At 70.1% G+C, this 19,547-nt stretch carries 14 protein-coding genes and 1 tRNA gene; 6 read left to right on the forward strand and 9 right to left on the reverse strand.

What is annotated here, in order from left to right; genetic code table 11:
* The coding region (locus AOK22_RS23165) for an AfsR/SARP family transcriptional regulator (RefSeq protein WP_341845599.1) at positions 1-816 on the reverse strand (816 nt) is incomplete at its 3' end.
* Positions 817-1,148: 332 nt separating this feature from the next.
* Positions 1,149-1,233 (reverse strand) — tRNA-Leu (locus AOK22_RS23170).
* A gap of 165 nt (positions 1,234-1,398) precedes the next feature.
* On the opposite strand from AOK22_RS23170, the gene AOK22_RS23175 reads away from it, so the two are divergent.
* Positions 1,399-2,718 (forward strand): DUF2254 domain-containing protein, encoded by a 1,320-nt coding sequence (locus AOK22_RS23175; RefSeq protein ID WP_055700631.1) that lies wholly within the window; start codon positions 1,399-1,401, stop codon positions 2,716-2,718.
* A 157-nt stretch (positions 2,719-2,875) separates the two neighbouring features.
* Here the strand turns inward: AOK22_RS23175 and AOK22_RS23180 are convergent, their stop codons facing one another.
* The 3 genes from AOK22_RS23180 to sucC form a co-directional block, all read right to left on the reverse strand.
* Positions 2,876-4,471: an aldehyde dehydrogenase family protein gene (locus AOK22_RS23180; protein WP_055700632.1), complete on the reverse strand. Its 1,596-nt coding sequence runs from the start codon at positions 4,469-4,471 to the stop codon at positions 2,876-2,878.
* A 67-nt stretch (positions 4,472-4,538) separates the two neighbouring features.
* Complete coding sequence (gene sucD / locus AOK22_RS23185; protein WP_055700633.1) at positions 4,539-5,417, reverse strand: succinate--CoA ligase subunit alpha; 879 nt, start codon at positions 5,415-5,417, stop codon at positions 4,539-4,541.
* 11 nt (positions 5,418-5,428) lie between these two features.
* The gene (sucC, locus tag AOK22_RS23190) at positions 5,429-6,559 is read right to left on the reverse strand and encodes an ADP-forming succinate--CoA ligase subunit beta (RefSeq protein WP_055700634.1); all 1,131 of its coding nucleotides are present in this window, start codon (positions 6,557-6,559) and stop codon (positions 5,429-5,431) included.
* Between the two features lie 165 nt (positions 6,560-6,724).
* Between sucC and AOK22_RS23195 the strand changes: the two genes are divergently transcribed.
* The 5 genes from AOK22_RS23195 to AOK22_RS23215 all read left to right on the forward strand — a co-directional run bounded on the left by AOK22_RS23195 (position 6,725) and on the right by AOK22_RS23215 (position 14,715).
* The gene (locus AOK22_RS23195; protein WP_055700635.1) at positions 6,725-8,410 is read left to right on the forward strand and encodes a thiamine pyrophosphate-binding protein; all 1,686 of its coding nucleotides are present in this window, start codon (positions 6,725-6,727) and stop codon (positions 8,408-8,410) included.
* 14 nt (positions 8,411-8,424) lie between these two features.
* Positions 8,425-9,654, forward strand: coding sequence for a formyl-CoA transferase (frc, locus tag AOK22_RS23200; RefSeq protein ID WP_055700636.1), 1,230 nt, complete (start codon positions 8,425-8,427; stop codon positions 9,652-9,654).
* Between the two features lie 3 nt (positions 9,655-9,657).
* Complete coding sequence (locus AOK22_RS23205) at positions 9,658-11,811, forward strand: acetate--CoA ligase family protein (protein WP_055700647.1); 2,154 nt, start codon at positions 9,658-9,660, stop codon at positions 11,809-11,811.
* 122 nt (positions 11,812-11,933) lie between these two features.
* Positions 11,934-13,322, forward strand: coding sequence for an OFA family MFS transporter (locus tag AOK22_RS23210; RefSeq protein WP_055700648.1), 1,389 nt, complete (start codon positions 11,934-11,936; stop codon positions 13,320-13,322).
* Between the two features lies 1 nt (position 13,323).
* Positions 13,324-14,715 (forward strand): OFA family MFS transporter, encoded by a 1,392-nt coding sequence (locus AOK22_RS23215; protein WP_208606430.1) that lies wholly within the window; start codon positions 13,324-13,326, stop codon positions 14,713-14,715.
* Between the two features lie 147 nt (positions 14,716-14,862).
* Here the strand turns inward: AOK22_RS23215 and AOK22_RS23220 are convergent, their stop codons facing one another.
* From AOK22_RS23220 to AOK22_RS23235, 4 genes are all read right to left on the reverse strand, one after another.
* Positions 14,863-16,029: a sugar phosphate isomerase/epimerase family protein gene (locus AOK22_RS23220; protein ID WP_055700637.1), complete on the reverse strand. Its 1,167-nt coding sequence runs from the start codon at positions 16,027-16,029 to the stop codon at positions 14,863-14,865.
* A 120-nt stretch (positions 16,030-16,149) separates the two neighbouring features.
* Positions 16,150-17,526, reverse strand: a complete 1,377-nt coding sequence (locus AOK22_RS23225; protein ID WP_055700638.1) for an alkaline phosphatase family protein — start codon at positions 17,524-17,526, stop codon at positions 16,150-16,152.
* Positions 17,523-18,692, reverse strand: a complete 1,170-nt coding sequence (eboE, locus tag AOK22_RS23230; protein WP_055700639.1) for a metabolite traffic protein EboE — start codon at positions 18,690-18,692, stop codon at positions 17,523-17,525. The genes AOK22_RS23225 and eboE overlap by 4 nt, the downstream gene beginning before the upstream one ends.
* Positions 18,693-18,695: 3 nt before the next feature.
* Positions 18,696-19,544, reverse strand: a complete 849-nt coding sequence (locus AOK22_RS23235; RefSeq protein ID WP_055700640.1) for a TatD family hydrolase — start codon at positions 19,542-19,544, stop codon at positions 18,696-18,698.
* Between the last annotated feature and the right edge of the window lie 3 nt (positions 19,545-19,547).

The raw sequence follows: 19,547 nt of genomic DNA on the forward strand, positions 1-19,547 counted from the left end.
CCCCTCCCTGGACCCCCGCCCGCCTGCCGCGGGCGTTCTCGCGGCAGGCGGGCGGGGGTCCAGGGAGGGGTCCGCGGTGAGGATGCGCTGGTGCAGGTGGCGCAGCGGTGGGGCGGGGTCGATGCCGAGGTCGTCGGCGAGCCGGGCGCGGGTGCGCTCGTAGTGGTCGAGGGCGTCGGCGGTGCGCCCGCATCGGTAGAGCGCGAGCATCAACTGCCCCGCCAGGCGCTCGTCGAGCGGGTGTTCCCGCGCCGTGCCGTGGAGGGCGGCGAGGAGTTGGGCGTGCTCGCCGAGCCGCAGCGCGATGTCGTTGCGGTCCAGCTCCGCGGAGAGCCGCTCCCGCTGGACGGTGTCGCGCAGCGCGTTGAACCACGGGGTGTCCACGGCCGCGAAGGGCTCCCCTCGCCACAGGGCCAGCGCCCGGTCGCACAGGTCCAGCGCGATGGCGTCGTCCTGCGCGGCGCGGGCCCGCGCGACGAGATCGCGGAAGAGGTTCAGGTCGACGGCGGCGGCGTCGACGGCCAGCCGGTAGCCGCCGGGCTCCTTGTCGATACGGGCGGCCGCCGCGGAGGCGTCCGCGCCGCCGAGGACAGAACGGAGCCGGGACAGATAGCTGTAGAGAGTGCCCCGGAAACGCGCCGGTGGCTCCTCGCCCCACACCCGCTCGCCGAGACGGTCCACCGGGACGACGCGGTTGGCGTCGACCAGCAGCGCGGCGAGGACGCTGCGCTGCCGGGCATGGCCGAGATCGGCCCGCTCCTCGCCCACCCGCATCTCGATGTCGCCCAGCACCGCGAACCACGCCACCTGCGCCACCTGCGCCCCCTGCTCCGACCGCCTCGCACTCCCGAGTGTTCGCCCGTGGCCATCGGTTCGCGGGGCGATCCGCGGCACGAGGCCGAAAAGCGATACAGGTGTGACCGGAGACACGCTCCTGCCCGCGACCGGCCCATTCAAGGTCCGCTCAAGGTCCCCGCAAAGTCGGCGGCGCACGCTGGAAGCAGCCGGGGGAAACGGGGGAACCAGCTGGTGTCCGGCGGGCCGACGCCTGCCGGACACCGGCCAGGGGGACGGGAGCACGGGACCATGTGAAGGCGCATACGAAAACGGTGCCGACCAGATTCCTGGTCGGCACCGTTCGCGCTCTGTGTCCGAGGGGGGACTTGAACCCCCACGCCCGATAAAGGGCACTAGCACCTCAAGCTAGCGCGTCTGCCATTCCGCCACCCGGACTAGGTGTCTGCCGCTCGGCGGGGTGTTCCCCGTGGCGACATGGACAACAATACCAAGGTTTCGGAGTGCCTTTCACCTGCGTATCCGCCCGTCGACCGTGGGATGCGCGGCACCCGACACCACCACGCCTACAGTCTCACCATGAGTGACGGGTTGATTACAGGAATGACCGGTGCGCTCGGCGAGGCGAAGGTGCGCCGGCCCCGGTTGCTGTCTCCTCTGCGTGAGCATCTGCGGGACACCATGTGGTTCGCGCCGACGGCGGGGCTCGTGGGAGCCATGCTCCTGTGGTGGGTGGCGGCGGCCGTGGACACGGAGATCGTCAGGACGCTCCAGGACGCCGGGGAGTACGACTCGATCAAGGACCTGGCCGGGATCGCCGACGACGCCAAGACGGTGATCAGCACCATCGGCAGTGCGATGATGACCTTCATCGGTGTCGTCTTCAGCATCTCGCTGGTCGCGGTGCAGATGGCCAGCGGCCAGTTCAGCCCCCGGGTGGTGCGGCTGTACGTCCGGTCGCGGATCACGAAGGCCACGCTCACCGTCTTCATGGCGACGTTCCTGTTCTCCCTGATGACCCTGACGTCGTTCGACGGCGAACCGGACCCCCGCCTGCTGACGAACGTGCCGCTCATCGAGTCGCTGCTCGCCATGGCGATGGTCTTCCTGAGCCTGCTGCTGTTCGTGGCCTACGTGAACGGGACGGTCCGCATGATGCGGATCGGCTTCGTCATCGACCGCATCGCCCGCGAGTCGTTCCGCGTCGCCGTGAAGCAGCCGACGGACCTGCCCGTGGACACGGAGCAGCTCGGTCCCGAGACCGCCCGCATCACCCACGAGGGCAGGGCGGGCGTGCTCCGGGACGTGAACATCGCGCGGGCCGTCCGGGCGGCCCGCCGCCAGGGGGTCGTGCTCCGCCTGATCCCCCGGATCGGGGATTTCGTGGTGCCGGGCACGCCGGTGTACACGGTGCACGGCGGGGCGGCGCCGTCACGGAGGCTGCTCGGCCACACGGTGTTCGTGGGGGTGGAGCGCACCTACCACCAGGATCTCGGGTTCGGTCTGCGGCAGCTGTCCGACATCGCGCTGCGCGCCCTGTCCCCCGCGGTGAACGATCCGACCACCGCGGTGCAGTCCCTGGACCGCATCGTGCAGTTCCTGGCCTCGATCGCGCCGTACCCGCTGGGCGCGCTCGGCCACCGCGACCGCCGCGGGGACCTCCGGCTCGTCCAGTCGGTCCCGGACTGGACGGCGCTGGTGGACCTGGGCTTCGCCGAGATCCGGGGGTGCGCGATCGGCAACCCCCAGGTGACCCGGCGGATGCTCGCCGGGCTCGACGACCTGCTGCTGCTCGCCCCCGAGGAGCGCCGCGAGCCGCTCCTCCGCCACCGGGAACTCCTCGCGCAGGCCGTGGAGCGCTCGGTACCGGAGGCGGCGGACCGCACCTTCGCCCTGCTGCCGGACCGACAGGGCATCGGCTGAGGACAGCCGACGGCGCGCCGCCGGGCGGGGGCGCCCCGGGCGCGGGGCAACGCCGAGCGCGGGGGCACGGGCGCGACCGGGCACGGGGCAGCGCCGGGGCGCGGGCCATCGCCTCAGCCCACGGTCATGCCCATGGCCACGCCCAGGCCCACCTTCCTCAGGCCATCAGGTGGTAGTCCGGGAAGTTCCCCGGCGGCCGCTCCCCCGCCGCGCCCCGGGTGACGGCGCGCACGAGCAGGTCGCCGCCGACGAACGCGCCGCGCCAGGACGCGCCGAAGCCGCCGAAGAGCTCCTCGCGGTCACCGCGCGAGCGCAGTGTGCCGTGCCCCACCTTGAACGCGCGGATCTGCGGCGCGAGCCGTTCGTACGTCGCGGGGTCGTCGGTGGAGAGCGTCGCGACGAGCGCGCCGTTCGACGCGTTCATGGCGGCGAGCAGCTCCGCCTCCGTGTCGACCAGGACGATCGTGTCGACCGGACCGAACGGCTCCGCGTGGTGCAGCGGCGAGGACGGCGGCGGGTTGAGGAGGGTGACGGGCTGGAGATACGCGCCGGTGTCCTGGCCGGGCAGGAACCGCCCCTCTTCTTCGGCGCCGCGGTACAGCGGTACGGCGCCCCGGTCCACGGCCTCGGCGACCTGGTCGGCGAGCTCCTTGGCCTTGGCCGCGTTGATGAGGGGCCCGAAGTCCAGCGCGGGGAAGGGGTCTTCGGGGTGGGCGACCACGAGGGGATGCCCGACGCGTACGGTACGGACGGCCGGCAGATACGCGGCGAGGAACTCGTCGAACAGGGCGCGCTGGACGACGAAGCGCGGGTACGCGGTGCAGCGCTGCTTGCCGTAGTCGAAGAGCTTCGGGACGAGCGCGGCGAGCGCGTCCCAGTCACTGTGGTTCCAGATGCCCCAGGTGTTGAGTCCTTCCTGTTCGAGGATGTGCCGCTTGCCGAGGTCGGCGACGGCCGTGGCCACCGCGGCGCCCGTGTCACGGCCGCCGACGAAGGAGACGCAGCCGATCTCGGGCGCGCGCACGAGAGCTTCGGACAACTCCCCGCCGCTGCCGCTGACGAGGGTGACGGGCAGTCCTTCGCGGGCCGCGAGGGCGCAGGCCAGGGTCAGACAGGCGACGCCCCCGTCGGTCGGGGTCTTGGCGATGGCGGCGTTGCCCGCGAGTACCTGAACCAGCAGGGTGTGAACGAGCACGCTCATCGGATAGTTCCAACTCGCGATGTTGGACACGGGGCCGTCCAACGGGGCCCGTCCCGCGGCCATTTCCTCGATGCCGTCGACGTACCAGCGCACGCCGTCGATGGCCCGGTCGACGTCCGCCTGCGCGAGCCGCCAGGGCTTGCCGATCTCCCAGACCAGGAGCAGCGCGAGCAGGTCGCGGTGCTCGGTGAGGGAGTCGAGCGTCGCGGAGACGCGGGCGCGGCGCTCGGGCAGGGGGACGTGCCGCCAGGCGCGGTGCTGGTCGAGGGCGGCGCGCACGGCCCGGCGGGCGGTGGCCGCGTCGAGCCGGGGCGGTCCCGCGAGCGGGGTGCCGTCGACGGGGCTGGTGGCGGGCAGGGCCCGGCCGTCGGCCTGCCAGGTGCCGTTCCACAGGTTCAGGACGCGGTTCTCGCGGAAGGCTTCGGGCGCGGCGGCGAGGCAGCGCCGCCAGGCGTCGGCCCAGGCGGTACCGGCCTTGAGGACGAGTCGGTTGGGACTGCCGTTCGGGGGTGGGCTCGTGGATGCGCTCGGGGATGCGCTCGGGAATGTCATGTGGTCGTCTCCGCTCACGGTGCACGGTCGGGGCGGGATCGGGGTGGGACGAGGGTGAGGTCGGTGGTCACTTCCCCAGGCGCTCGATGACGAGCCGCGCCGTCTCGGTGGGGGTGCGTCCTACGCGTACGCCGACGGCCTCCAGCGCCGCCTTCTTCGCCTGCGCGGTGCCCGATGAGCCGGAGACGATGGCTCCGGCGTGGCCCATCGTCTTGCCCTCGGGCGCGGTGAACCCGGCGATGTAGGCCACGACGGGCTTGGTGACGGACCGCTCGATGTACGCGGCGGCGCGTTCCTCCGCGTCGCCGCCGATCTCACCGATGAGGACGACGAGTTCGGTGTCCGGGTCGTCCTCGAAGGCGGCCAGGCAGTCGATGTGCGTGGTGCCGACGACGGGGTCGCCGCCGATGCCCACGCAGGTGGAGAAGCCGATGTCGCGCAGTTCGTACATGAGCTGGTAGGTGAGCGTGCCGGACTTGGAGACCAGGCCGATGCGGCCGGGTTTGGTGATGTCGGCGGGGATGATGCCCGCGTTGGACTGCCCGGGGCTCGCCAGGCCGGGGCAGTTGGGTCCGATGACGCGGGTGCCGCGCTGTCGTGCGTACGAGAGGAACACGACGGAGTCGTGCACGGGGACGCCCTCGGTGATGACGACGGCGAGACCGATGCCGGCGTCGGCCGCGTCGATGACCGCGGCCTTGGTGAAGGCGGGCGGCACGAAGACGACCGTGACGTCGGCGCCGGTCGCGTCCATGGCGTCGCGGACCGAGCCGAAGACGGGGACGGCACGGTCGTCGAAGTCGACGGTGCGGCCGGCCTTGCGGGGGTTGACGCCACCGACGACGTCCGTGCCCGCGGCGAGCATGCGACGGGTGTGCAGCATGCCGACCGCGCCGGTCATGCCCTGGACGATGACCTTGCTCTCCTTGGTGAGGTGGATCGCCATGTCCGGGCTCCTCAGCGCGCGTGGGCGAGATCGGCGGCGCGGCGCGCGGCGCCGTCCATGGTGGTGGCCTGCTGGACGAGGGGGTGGGCGCGGGCGTCGAGGACGGCTCGGCCGCGGGCGGCGTTGTTGCCGTCGAGGCGTACGACCAGTGGTTTGGTCAACCGGACGGATTCCAGGGCCTGGACGATGCCGTCGGCGACCGCGTCACAGGCGGTGATGCCGCCGAAGACGTTCACGAGGACGGACCTGACCGAGGGGTCGGAGAGGACGACGGAGAGGCCGTCCGCCATGACCTCGGCGGAGGCGCCGCCTCCGATGTCGAGGAAGTTGGCGGGGCGCGCGCCGCAGCCGGCGACCACGTCGAGCGTCGACATGACGAGCCCGGCGCCGTTGCCGATGATGCCGACCTCACCGTCGAGCTTCACGTAGTTGAGGCCCTTGGCGGCGGCCGTCGCTTCCAGGTCGCCGTCGCGGACCTCCTGTTCTGCTCCCCAACGCGCCTGACGGAAACGTGCGTTGTCGTCGAGGGTGATCTTGCCGTCCAGGGCGAGGATCTCCCCCTGCGCGGTGCGTACGAGTGGGTTCACCTCCACCAGGAGGGCATCCTCACGGACCAGAACGCGCCACAGTTTGACCAGAGTGTCCGCCGTGGCCGCGGGGAGTCCTGCGGCGGCCGCGATCTCGGCGGCCTTCGCCGCTGTCACCCCTGCCTCCGGGTCGATCGTCAGGCGGGCCACCGCCTCGGGTCGGCTCGCCGCCACCTCCTCGATCTCCATGCCGCCCTCGGCGGAGGCGATGGCGAGGAAGCGGCCCGCCGCGCGGTCGAGGACGTAAGAAACGTAGAACTCGGCCTCGATGCCGACGGGTTCGGAGATCATCACGGTGCGCACGGTGTGGCCCTTGATGTCCATGCCGAGGACCTGCCGTGCCGTGATGTGGGCGGCGGCGGGGTCGGCGGCGAGCTTCACACCGCCTGCCTTGCCGCGCCCTCCCGTCTCGACCTGGGCTTTCACGACGACGCGCCCGCCGAGGCGCTCGGCGGCGAACCGCGCCTCCTCGGCCGTGTCGGCGGTCTCGGCGCGCGGCACCAAGATGCCGTTTTCTTCGAAGAGTTGCCGTGCCTGGTGCTCGAAAAGGTCCATTCCGGCTCCTGACTGAAAAGTCCGCACGCCCCCTGGACACCACCCACTGGATGCGGGATAACAAGCTTCATACAGTATTCGTCGACTGTATGCAATCTACTGCGAGGGCGCCCCGAGAGCGTGTGAGCGCACTCCAACTCCCCTACGAAGGGACAGGACTTCGCCATGCCCGACGACAACAGCCGACCCCACATCTCCGGTGGACACCTGGTCGCCAAGGCGCTCAAAGCGGAAGGTGTGGACGTCGTCTACACCCTCTGCGGCGGCCACATCATCGACATCTACGACGGCTGCGTCGACGAGGGCATCGACGTCGTCGACGTGCGCCACGAACAGGTCGCCGCCCACGCCGCGGACGGGTACGCACGCATCACGGGCAAGCCGGGCTGCGCGGTGGTGACGGCGGGCCCCGGCACGACGGACGCCGTCACCGGCGTGGCCAACGCCTTCCGTGCCGAGTCCCCCATGCTGCTGATCGGCGGCCAAGGCGCCCACACCCAGCACAAGATGGGCTCCCTCCAGGACCTGCCGCACGTCGACATGATGACGCCGATCACCAAGTTCGCCGCGACGGTCCCCGACACCGCGCGCGCGGCCGACATGGTCTCGATGGCGTTCCGCGAGTGCTACCACGGCGCCCCCGGCCCGTCCTTCCTGGAGATCCCCCGCGACGTGCTCGACGCCAAGGTGCCGGTCGAGACGGCCCGCGTCCCCGCGGCCGGGCGGTACCGCGCGTCCACCCGCTCGGCCGGCGACCCCGAGGCCATAGAGAAACTCGCCGACCTCCTCGTGCACGCCGAGAGGCCCGCGATCCTGCTGGGCGGACAGGTATGGACGACCCGCGGCACCGAGGCGGCCATCGAGCTCGTCCGCGCCCTCAACGTGCCCGCCTACATGAACGGCGCGGGCCGCGGCACCCTGCCGCCCGGGGACCCGCACCACTTCCAGCTCTCGCGGCGCTACGCCTTCTCCAACGCCGACCTCATCGTCATCGTGGGCACCCCCTTCGACTTCCGCATGGGCTACGGCAAGCGGCTCTCCCCGGACGCCACCGTCGTCCAGATCGACCTCGACTACCGCACCGTCGGCAAGAACAGGGACATCGACCTCGGCATCGTCGGTGACGCCGGGCTCGTCCTGACGTCCGTCACCGAGGCCGCGTCCGGACGCCTCAACGGCGGGGCCGCCAAGCGCAAGGAGTGGCTCGACGAACTGCGCGCCGCCGAGCAGACGGCCGTCGAGAAGCGTCTGCCGAGCCTCAGGTCCGACGCCTCACCCATCCACCCGTACCGCCTGGTGAGCGAGATCAACGACTTCCTTACAGAAGACTCGATCTACATCGGCGACGGCGGCGACATCGTCACCTTCTCCGGGCAGGTCGTCCAGCCCAAGTCGCCGGGCCACTGGATGGACCCGGGGCCGCTCGGCACGCTCGGCGTCGGCATCCCCTTCGTCCTCGCCGCCAAGCAGGCGCGGCCCGACAAGGAAGTGGTGGCCCTCTTCGGAGACGGTGCCTTCAGCCTGACCGGGTGGGACTTCGAGACCCTCGTGCGCTACGACCTGCCCTTCGTCGGGATCGTCGGCAACAACTCCTCGATGAACCAGATCCGTTACGGCCAGAAGGCCAAGTACGGCCCGGAGCGCGAACGCGTCGGCAACACCCTCGGAGACGTCCACTACGACAAGTTCGCCCAGATGCTGGGCGGATACGGCGAAGAGGTCCGCGACCCCGCCGACATCGGCCCCGCGCTGCGCCGCGCCCGTGAGTCCGGCAAGCCCTCGCTCATCAACGTATGGGTCGACCCGGACGCGTACGCCCCCGGAACCATGAACCAGACCATGTACAAGTGAGGAGCCCGACGGCCATGACCAAGGCTCTTGAAGGCATTCGCGTCCTCGACATGACGCACGTCCAGTCCGGCCCCTCGGCCACCCAGCTCCTCGCCTGGCTCGGCGCGGACGTGGTGAAGCTGGAGGCCCCCTCCGGAGACATCACCCGCAAGCAGCTGCGCGACCTCCCCGACGTCGACTCCTTGTACTTCACGATGCTCAACTGCAACAAGCGCAGCATCACCCTCAACACCAAGACCGAGCGCGGCAAGGAACTCCTCACCGAGCTGATCCGCCGCTCCGACGTGATGGTGGAGAACTTCGGACCGGGCGCCGTGGACCGCATGGGCTTCACCTGGGAGCGCATCCAGGAGATCAACCCACGCATCGTCTATGCCTCGATCAAGGGCTTCGGAGACGGCCCCTACACCAACTTCAAGGCCTACGAAGTGGTCGCCCAGGCGATGGGCGGATCCATGTCGACCACCGGGTTCGAGGACGGTCCGCCGCTCGCCACGGGAGCCCAGATCGGCGACTCCGGAACGGGCGTCCACGCCGTCGCCGGCATTCTCGCCGCCCTCTTCCAGAGGGAGAACACCGGCCGCGGCCAGCGCGTGAACGTGGCGATGCAGCACGCCGTCCTGAACCTGTGCCGGGTCAAGCTGCGCGACCAGCAGCGGCTCGCGCACGGTCCGCTCGCGGAGTACCCCAACGACGACTTCGGGGACGAGGTGCCCCGCTCGGGCAACGCGTCCGGCGGCGGACAGCCCGGCTGGGCCGTCAAGTGCGCGCCGGGCGGACCGAACGACTACGTGTACGTCATCGTGCAGCCGGTGGGCTGGCAGCCGATCACCGAGCTCATCGGGCGCCCGGAACTCGCCGACGACCCCGACTGGGCCACTCCGGAGGCAAGGCTCCCCAAGCTCGGCAAGATGTTCCAGCTCATCGAGGAGTGGTCCTCGACACTGCCCAAGTGGGACGTCCTGGAGCGGCTCAACACCCACGACATCCCGTGCGGCCCGATCCTCTCCACGAGGGAGATCATCGAGGACGCCTCGCTGGTGGCCAACGAGATGGTCGTCGAGGTCCCGCACCCCGAGCGCGGCACGTTCACCACCGTCGGCTCCCCCTTGAAGCTCTCCGACTCCCCCGTCGAGGTGGTCAGCTCGCCGCTGCTGGGCGAGCACAACGCAGAGGTGTTCATCGGCGAGCTCGGCCTCGGCGACGAGGAAGTGCGCCTGCTCAAGTCGAACGGGGTGATCTGAGTGATGGCCGAAGACCGCCTGCTGAGGGTGCGCGCCTTCCTCGAATCGGTGCGCGCCGAGGGGCGTACGTCGCTGACCGCGCCCGAGGGCAAGGTGATCGCGGACGCCTACGGAATCGCCGTGCCGGGCGAGGAACTGGCCACCGACGTCGACGAGGCCGTCGCGCACGCCGCGCGCTTCGACGGACCCGTCGTCATGAAGATCGTCTCCCCCGACATCCTGCACAAGACCGACGCGGGCGGCGTGGTGGTCGGTGTGGCGGGCTCCGCCGACGTGCGCGCGGCGTTCCACAGGATCGTCGACAACGCCCGCGCGTACGCCCCTGACGCCCGTATCGACGGCGTCCAGGTGCAGGAGCTGCTGCCGGGCGGTCCCGCGGCCCAGGAGGTCATCGTGGGGGCCGTGACCGACCCCACCTTCGGAAAGGTCGTCGCCTTCGGGCTCGGCGGTGTCCTCGTGGAGGTCCTCAAGGACGTCACGTTCCGCCTGGCGCCCGTCGACGCCGACGAGGCCGCCTCGATGCTCGACTCGATCGGCGCCGCCGAGATCCTGCGCGGAGTGCGGGGCGCCGAGCCGGTGGACCGGTGGGCGATCGCCGAACAGATCCGCCGCGTCTCCCAACTGGTGACGGACTTCCCCGAGATCGCGGAGGTCGACCTCAATCCGGTGATCGCCACGCCGCACGGCGCGGTCGCAGCGGACATCCGGATCATTCTCTCCGAAGAGGCCCCCAAGGCGCGGCGCACCTACACGCGCGCGGAGATGCTCGCCTCGATGGGCCGGCTGATGCGGCCCCGCTCCGTCGCCGTCATCGGCGCCTCCAACGAGCAGGGCAAGATCGGCAATTCGGTGATGCGCAATCTCATCGACGGCGGCTTCTCCGGAGAGATCCATCCGGTGAACCCCAAGGCCGATGACATCTTGGGCCGCAAGGCGTACAAGAGTGTCACGGACGTTCCCGGTGAGGTGGATGTGGCGGTCTTCGCGATCCCCGCCACGTTCGTGGCCGCGGCCCTCGAGGAGGTGGGGCGCAAAGGCATCCCCAACGCGGTCCTGATCCCCTCCGGGTTCGCCGAGACGGGCGAGCACGCCCTCCAGGACGAGATCGTGGCGATCGGCGAGCGGCACGGCGTGCGCCTGCTCGGGCCCAACATCTACGGCTATTACTCGACGTGGCAGGACCTGTGCGCCACGTTCTGCACCCCGTACGACGTGAAGGGCGGGGTCGCCCTGACCAGTCAGTCGGGCGGCATCGGCATGGCGATCCTCGGCTTCGCGCGCACTACGAAGACGGGGGTCTCGGCGATCGTCGGGCTCGGCAACAAGTCGGACCTGGACGAGGACGACCTGCTGACGTGGTTCGGCGAGGACCCCCACACCCAGTGCATAGCGATGCACTTGGAGGACCTCAAGGACGGTCGCGCCTTCGTGGAGGCCGCGCGGGCGACCGTCCCGAAGAAGCCGGTCGTGGTCCTGAAGGCCGGACGCACCGCGGCGGGCGCGAAGGCCGCCGGATCGCACACGGGCGCCCTGGCGGGCGACGACGCCGTGTACGACGACGTCCTCAAGCAGGCGGGGGTCATCCGGGCCCCCGGGCTCAACGAAATGCTGGAGTACGCGCGCGCGTTGCCGGTCCTGCCCACCCCCAAGGGGGACGACATCGTCGTCATCACGGGCGCGGGCGGCTCGGGCGTGCTGCTCTCCGACGCCGTGAGCGACAACGGTCTGCGGCTGATGGACATCCCCGAGGACCTGGACACGGCCTTCAAGGCGTTCATCCCGCCGTTCGGGGCCTCCGGCAACCCCGTGGACATCACGGGCGGCGAGCCTCCGTCCACGTACGAGGCGACGATCAGGCTCGGCATGGAGGACCCCCGCATCCACGCGCTGGTCCTCGGCTACTGGCACACCATCGTGACCCCGCCGATGGTCTTCGCCGAGCTGACGGCCCGTGTGGTGGCGGAGTTCCGCGCGCGCGGCATCGAGAAGCCCGTGGTGGCCTCCCTGGCGGGCGATGTCGAGGTGGAGGAGGCCTGCCAGTACCTCTTCGAGCGGGGCGTCGTGGCGTACCCGTACACGACCGAGAAGCCGGTCGCCGTGCTCGGCGCGAAGTACCGCTGGGCACGGGCGGCCGGACTGCTGGGAGGCGGTCGATGAGGTGACCGGAGGGGGCCGGCCGGCGGTGCGCGTCGCCCGGCCCCGGGACCCGTGCGCACACGGAAGAAACGGGACAGGGGGCGCTGGCCGGGATCTTTCCGACGCAAGGGGTGCTGAGCGAGATGACAACAACCGACATACCCGCAGCGGTCCCATACCGGGAGGTGAGGGACGCGGGCGGCCGGGTGTACCGGATCGGCGAGACCGACCTCGACATCATGGGCCGCAAGCGCAAGTGGATGGTCATCCTGCCGTGGGTGGGCATGATGGGCATCAGCTCGGCCGAGTACGCGTTCGCCTCCGCCGAGGACACCCTGCACACGGCGCACGGCTGGAGCAGCCTGCACATCTTCTGGATGCTCGGCGTCTGGGTGTTCTTCCAGGCCGCGGTGGCCTTCCCCGCGGGCAAGCTCCGCGAGAGCGGACGGCTTCCGGCACGCTGGGCGATGATGCTCGGTGCGCTCGGCACACTCTTGGGCTATCTCTCCCTGGCTTTCGCGCCACATGTCGTCATCGCCTATCTCGGGTTCGGCATGTTCAGCGGCATGGGCGCCGGCATGGTGTACGCGACCTGCGTGAACATGGTCGGCAAGTGGTATCCGGAGCGCAAAGGCGGCAAGACCGGATTCGTCAACGGCGGCTTCGCCTATGGATCGGTGCCGTTCGTCTTCCTCTTCACCGGCTACATGGACCTCACTAATTTCCGTTGGGTACTGGTCTGCGTCGGCGTCCTCCTCGCGGCCATGGTCGCCGCGGCGGGCCATTTCTTCCAGGACCCGCCGAAGAACTGGTGGCCGGCCGACATCGACCCGCTGCGTCCGCCGGACGATCCCCGGGCCCGGCGTGCCCTGCGGATGAACCCGCCGGCCGTGCGGCAGTACACGCCGAAGGAGGCCTGGCGGACCGGCCGGGTCGCCCTGATGTGGTTCTGTCTGCTGTGCACCTCGGGCGTGAACATCTTCGGTATCGCGTTCCAGGTGGACATCGGCAAGGAGGCGGGATTCGCCGGGGGCATCGTCGCCACGGCCATGTCCCTGAAAGCCGTCGTCAACGGAACCGGCCGGGGCGTCATCGGCTGGCTCTCGGACCGCTACGGACGAAAACGCTGCCTGATCTTCGTCTGTATCGTCCTCGGGCTCGCGCAGTACGGCATCCTCTGGTCCGCCGGAATCCAGAATCTCCCGCTCTTCCTGATCTTCTCCAGCATCTCCGGATTCGGCGGCGGTGCCATCTTCCCGATGTTCGCCGCCATGACGGCCGACTACTTCGGAGAGAACAACAACGCCTCCAACTACGGCCTGGTCTACAGCTCAAAGCTGGTCTCCGGGCTGCTCGGTTCCGGCCTGGGTTCGCTGGTGGTCCACCACTGGGGCCACACCGGCGCCTTCACCCTGGCCGGTTCGATCTCCCTGTTCGCCGGCTTCATCGCACTGTCCCTGTCGCAACCCGGCAGGCCGAAGCCCAGGAAAATCAGCCCCAATCCGCAACCCCTCGGTGAGGAGATGGCTTGATATGACGGCGGAACCTGTCGCCGCTCGGACGGCTGCGTCGGCGAGCGATCGCCGGTACAGCGAGATAACCGACGAGAACGGCCGCGTCTATCGCGTCGGCGAGACGGACCGCGACATCCTCGGCCATTCCCGTAAGTTCATGGTGTATCTGCCATGGGTCGCGATGATGGCCATCAGCGTCTCCGAGTACGCCTTCGGCTCGGCGGAGGACACGCTCTCCAGCGCGCACGGCTGGTCGCAGTCCAACACCTTCTGGATCCTGAGCGTCTGGGTGTTCTTCCAGGCGGGCATCGCCTTCCCGGCCGGATGGCTGCGGGAGAAGGGAATCATGACCGCCAGACGGGCCATGACCGTCGGTTCCTTCCTGTGTCTGTTCGGATTCCTGGCGTTGTCCCACCTCAGCAATGTGTGGCTGGCCATCATCGGATTCGGCGTCATCGGCGGCCTCGGCTCCGGCCTCATCTATTCGACCTGCATCAACATGGTCGGCAAGTGGTATCCGGAGCGCAAAGGCGGCAGGACAGGTTTCGTCAACGGCGGCTTCGCCTATGGGTCGTTGCCGTTCATCTTCATCTTCAACTACGCCTTCGACACGTCCAACTATCACCGCGTGCTCGACATGATCGGCGTATACATCCTGGTCGTGGTGCTGGTCTGCGCGTTCTTCTTCAAGGATCCGCCGAAGAACTGGTGGCCTGCCGACATCGACCCGCTCGCGACGTCCGGCTCCGGCAAGAGCGCGCGGAGCCTCGCCAAGAACCCGCCCGCGGTGCGGCAGTTCACTCCCAAGGAGGCCATCAGGACGGGGATGCTGCCGATCATGTGGCTGAGCCTGGTGCTGACGGCCGGGGTGTCGATCTTCGGCATCTCCTTCCAGGTGGCCTTCGCCAAGGAGGTCGGCTTCGGGCCGCTGGTCGCGGCGTCGTCGATGGGCGTCATGGCGGTCATCAACGGCGTCGGCCGCGCCGTCGTGGGCTGGCTGTCGGACATCTGGGGCCGCAAGCTCAGCCTGGTGTTCGTGATCGTCGTGCTCGGCCTCGCCCAGTTCGGCGTGATCTGGGCGGGCACCATCCGCAGCGAGTGGCTGTTCCTGGTGTTCGCGTTCCTCTCGGGCTTCGGCGGCGGCGCTTTCTACCCGATGTTCGCGGCGCTCACCCCGGACTACTTCGGGGAGAACTACAACGCCACCAACTACGGGCTCGTCTACAGCGGCAAGCTCGTCAGCGGCCTGTTCGGCGGCGGCCTGGGCTCGATGGTGGTCGCCGCGTGGGGCTACAACGGCGCGTACGCGCTGGCGGGCGGGGTGTCCATGGTGGCGGCGGCGTTCGCCCTGCTGCTGCGGCAGCCGGGGCGTGAGGCGGTCAGGAAGACGGAGAAGGCGGCGACCGCGTAGCGAACGTTGCCCCTGCCCGAAAGGCACCTCTACGGAGAGGGGCCCGACCGCGTCGGCGGCCGGGCCCCTCTCCATGCGCGTCCACGGGGGACGGTCGGCTCCATGCGCGTCCACGGGGGACAGTCGGCGCTGAGCGTCCGGCGCGACTCAGCGCTTCGTGCGCAGCGCCGCGATGTTGTCGTATCCGATCTTCGCGTACTTCAGGGACTGGCCGAGGTCGGTGCCGGGTGCGTTGTCCTGCTCGACCATGGGGTTGTGGTAGTTCTTCGCGCCCACGCGCGTGAAGAACCTCCGGTAGTCGATGACGCCCTCCCCGAACGGCACCATGTCGTAGCCCTGGCCGTTCGTGTCGTTACGGGTGCCGTCCTTGGCGTGGAAGAGCGGATAGCGCTTGGTGTTGCGGCGGACCAGGGCGGCCGGATCGAAGACGCTCTCGCGCTGCGATCCGTCGTGCGCGGTGTACGTGTGGAACTTGTACTGCGCCACGTGCGCCCAGAAGATGTCCATCTCCAGCCACACGTTCCTCGGGTCGGTGGCCTTCAGGAAGTACTCCAGCTTGCGGATGCCGGAGCTGCGGGTCGGACGGCCCTGCCCGTCGAGGGGCCCGCCGTCGAGCAGGAAGCCGTACGCCGCGTCGTGGTTGTGGGTGTAGACCTTGATGCCCGCGCGGCGCGCGATCTCGCCGAGGGCGTTCCACTTGTCGGCGGCGACGTCCCAGTCCGCCTTGTACGAACCGTTGGTGGGGTCCCCGCCGGTCCCCATGTGGTCCATGCCGAGGATGTTCGCGATCTCGAGGTGCCGCTTGAACGTGTCGAGGTCTCCCTGGTTGAACGGCCAGCTGGCCGGGATGAAGCCGTGGTTGCCCCGTGCGCGCAGGCCGTACTCGTCGAGCCAGGAGCGCAGCAGCTTGGCGCCCGCGACCGTTTCGAGGTTGGCGCCACCGGGGGCGTTGACGTGCTGGCCGTAGCCCGCGAACTCGACCTGCCGGTAGCCGTAGCGCGCCAGCTCCTTGAACACCTCGCGGAAACCGGAGGGCAGATCGCTGGACAGCGGGTCGCGGCCGGTGGCGTCGCGGACGGTGTAGAGGATGATGCCGCGCTTGGCGGCGGGCACGAGCGCGCTGCCGTGACCGTGGCCGCCGCGGGCGGACTGGTCGCCGCCGCTTCGGGCGAAGGAGGGCGTCGCGCCGAACACGGGCGCGGCGACGGCTCCCGCGCCGACGGCGGTGCAGGTGTTGAGGAAGCGGCGCCGGCTGATGCCGAGGCGGTGTCTGAGAGCCTTGTCGCTTGCCGGGTTGGTGTGGAAGTCGGTCACGGGCGTGTCTCCTCGGCGATTTCGGGCGTGCGGGAAGAAGCCACTGGCGCGTTGTCAGTGACGCGTGCTTCACTCTCTGTAACTGCTTCTGATCGGGCGGGCGTCGGGCACAGCTCTGCCTCAGCCCAGGCCTGCCAGGTCCAGGAGCAGGGATTTCACTGCGGTGGCCGCGACGCGGCCGTCGAACGCATGGGGGGTGGAGCTGATGATGAGTGGACCGTCGTCGTCACTCAGGGGAAGGCGGCCGTGGCTGCCGCGAATAGGTGAGGGATCGAGCGGCACGACCGCCATGCGGTAGCGCATGCCGAGCTTCTTGCGGGCGAGCGCGCCCGCGGCCTTGACCTTGACGTAGGGGTCGAGGGGGTCCATGAACAGTTCGACCGGGTCGTAGCCGGGTTTGCGGTGGATCTCGACGAGCTGCGCGAAGTCGGGCGCGCGGGCGTCGTCGAGCCAGTAGTAGTACGTGAACCAGGCGTCCGGCTCCGCGAGCGCGACGAGTTCGCCGGCGCGCGGATGGTCGAGGTGGTGGCTCTTCTTGCCCTCGTCGTCGAGGAGTTGGTCGATGCCGGGCAGGTCGGCGAGGGCCGCGCGGGTGGCGTCGAGGTCTTCGGGGCGGCGCACGTAGACGTGCGCGATCTGGTGGTCGGCGACGGCGAAGGCGCGGGAGGCCATCGGGTCGAGGTACTCCATGCCGTCCTGGGTGTGCACTTCCAGCAGGCCCGCGCGGCGCAGGGCGCGGTTGATGTCGACGGGCCTGTTCACGCGGGTGATGCCGTACTCGGACAGGGCGACGACCGTGCGGCCCTCGGCCTCGGCGGCGTCGAGGAGCGGGGCGAGGGCGGTGTCGAGGTCGGCGGCCGCCTGGAGGGAGCGCGGGTCGTCGGGGCCGTAACGCTGCAGGTCGTAGTCGAGGTGCGGGAGGTAGGTCAGGGCCAGGTCGGGGCGACGGGCGTCGATGATGTGGCGGGTGGCGTCGATGATCCACTGGCTGGAGACGAGGTCGGCGCCCGGCCCCCAGAAGTGGAAGAGGGGGAAGGTGCCGAGCCGGTCGGTGAGTTCGTCGTGCAGCTCGGGCGGGCGTGTGTAGCAGTCGGGTTCTTTGCGGCCGTCGGCGTAGTAGACGGGACGGGGGGTGACGGTGATGTCGGTGTCGGCGCCCATGGCGTACCACCAGCAGATATTGGCGACGGTGTAGCCGGGGTGCGCGCGGCGGGCGGCGTCCCAGAGCTTGTCGCCGGCGACGAGGCCGTTGTGCTGGCGCCACAGCAGGACGTCGCCGAGCTCGCGGAAGTACCAGCCGTTGCCGACGATGCCGTGCTCGGCGGGCGTCGTCCCGGTCAGGAACGTCGACTGGGCGGCGCAGGTGACAGCGGGCAGGACGGTGCCGAGCGGGGCCCTGGAGCCGGACTGGCCGACGGACTTGAGGTGGGGCATGTGATCGAGGAGGCGCGGGGTGAGACCGACGACGTCCAGGACCAGCAAGGGGGTGGGAGTCATGGGAGTTCCTTCAGGCCGAGGTCCGTCAACAGGTCGCGGGCGAGGGCGAGTTCGGCGGCGATGCCTTCAGCCAGCTGAGGGCGGCCGCGCGGGCGCAGTGCGGGGGGCAGGGCCTGCCAGGTGTAGGTCTCGACCTCGAGATGACGGGTGCGCGGGGTGGGTCCGCCGACGAGCCGGGCGAGGACGTCCTGGAGCACGGGGAGCGTGGAGGTGAGCGGCGCGGCGGGGGCCGCGTGCAGGGGGACGTGGAAGTGGGCGCGCCAGGGGGACGTGTCGGGCAGGGCGCCGGCGTCGAGGGCCTCGCCGAGGTCGTCGGTGCCGCGCAGTCCGGCGGCGGTCAGGGTGCGCGTCTGGTGCAGGAAGCGGGGTTCGTCGAAGGCGGCGAGGGCCTCGCGCACATCGGGACGGTGGGGGTGTTCGGCATGCAGGGCGGCGGAGAGCTGCGACTTGACGACGGGGATGCCCGCGGTGTCGAGGGCGTCCAGGGCGGTGGCCGGGTCCTCGAAGGAGGTGGCGAGGTGGCAGGTGTCGACGCAGACACCGATGCGGTCGTGGCCGACCGCGGTGAGCGGGGTGATCGCGTCGGCGGTCGTCTCGACGGTGCAGCCCGGTTCGGGTTCCAGACCGATGCGGATGGAGCGGCCGGTCAGCTCGGCGAGTGCGTCGAGGCGTTGGGCGAGCACGGTCAGGGCCGTGCGGGAGGACTCGGCGCGGGTGGCGTCGAAGGGGGTGCGCCAGGCGAGCGGAAGGGTGGAGATGGTCCCGTCGGTGACGTCGTCGGGGAGGAGGGCGGCGAGCAGTCTGGCCAGGTCGGTGGTGTGGGCGAGCCGCTCGGGGTCGGTCCAGTCCGGCTTGTACACGCGGTACTTGACCTGCTCGGAGCCGAAGCCCTCATAGGGGAAGCCGTTGAGGGTGACGACCTCGAGGCCGCGCCGGTCGAGTTCGGCGCGCAGACCGCGCAGGGCCGCGGGGTCGGTGACCAGGGCGTGGGCGGCGTCCTTGGCGAGCCACAGGCCGATGCCGAGCCGGTCGCGGCCGAGCCGTCTGCGCACGGGCTCGCAGTGGTCGCGCAGCTGGGCGAGGACGCCGTCGAGGGTCTCGGCGGGGTGGACGTTCGTGCAGTAGGCGAGGTGCACGGTCGAGCCGTCGGGGTGCCGGAAGCGCATGGGTCACGCCCCGCCGCGCAGGATGGAGTTGCCCTCGTGGCTGGCGCCGGGCTCCTGGACGTCGAGGGCGAGGCGGCCGCTGAGCGAGTAGAAGGCCACGGGGTTGCGCCACAGCACCAGGTCGACGTCGTCCTCGTCGAAGCCGTCCGCCAGCATCGCGTCGGCGACCTTGCGGGTCTTCAGGGGGTCGCTCTTGCCCCAGTCGGCGGCCGAGTTGACGAGGACCTTCTCGGGTCCGACGTCCCGCAGGATGGCGACCATCCGTTTCTCGTCCATCTTGGTGTCGGGATAGACGGAGAAGCCCAGCCAGCAGCCGCTGTCCTTGGCCTCCTTGACGGTGGTCTCGTTGAGGTGGTCGATCAGGACCCGCTCCAGGGGCAGGGCGGACTCCCGTACGACGTCGATGGTGCGGCGCAGTCCGGCGAGCTTGTCGCGGTGCGGGGTGTGCACGAGTGCGGGCAGGTCGTAATCCGCGGCCAGTTGGAGCTGAGTGGTGAGCGCGGTGTCCTCGGCCGGCGTCATGGAGTCGTAGCCGATCTCGCCGACGGCGACGACGTTGTCCTTGACGAGATAGCGGGGCAGCTCGTCGAGGACGGGGGTGCAGCGGGCGTCGTTCGCCTCCTTGGGGTTGAGGGCGATCGTGCAGTGGTGGGCGATGCCGTACTGGGCGGCGCGGAAGGGTTCCCAGCCCAGGAGGGAATCGAAGTAGTCGTAGAAGGAGGCGGGCGAGGTGCGGGGCTGGCCGAGCCAGAAGGCGGGCTCCACGACCGCGCGCACGCCCGCGGCGTACATCGCCTGGTAGTCGTCGGTGGTGCGGGAGGTCATGTGGATGTGGGGATCGAAGATGCGCATCGG

Origin of the sequence: Streptomyces silaceus (genome assembly GCF_001419745.1) — a bacterium.
Taxonomy (GTDB): domain Bacteria; phylum Actinomycetota; class Actinomycetes; order Streptomycetales; family Streptomycetaceae; genus Streptomyces; species Streptomyces silaceus.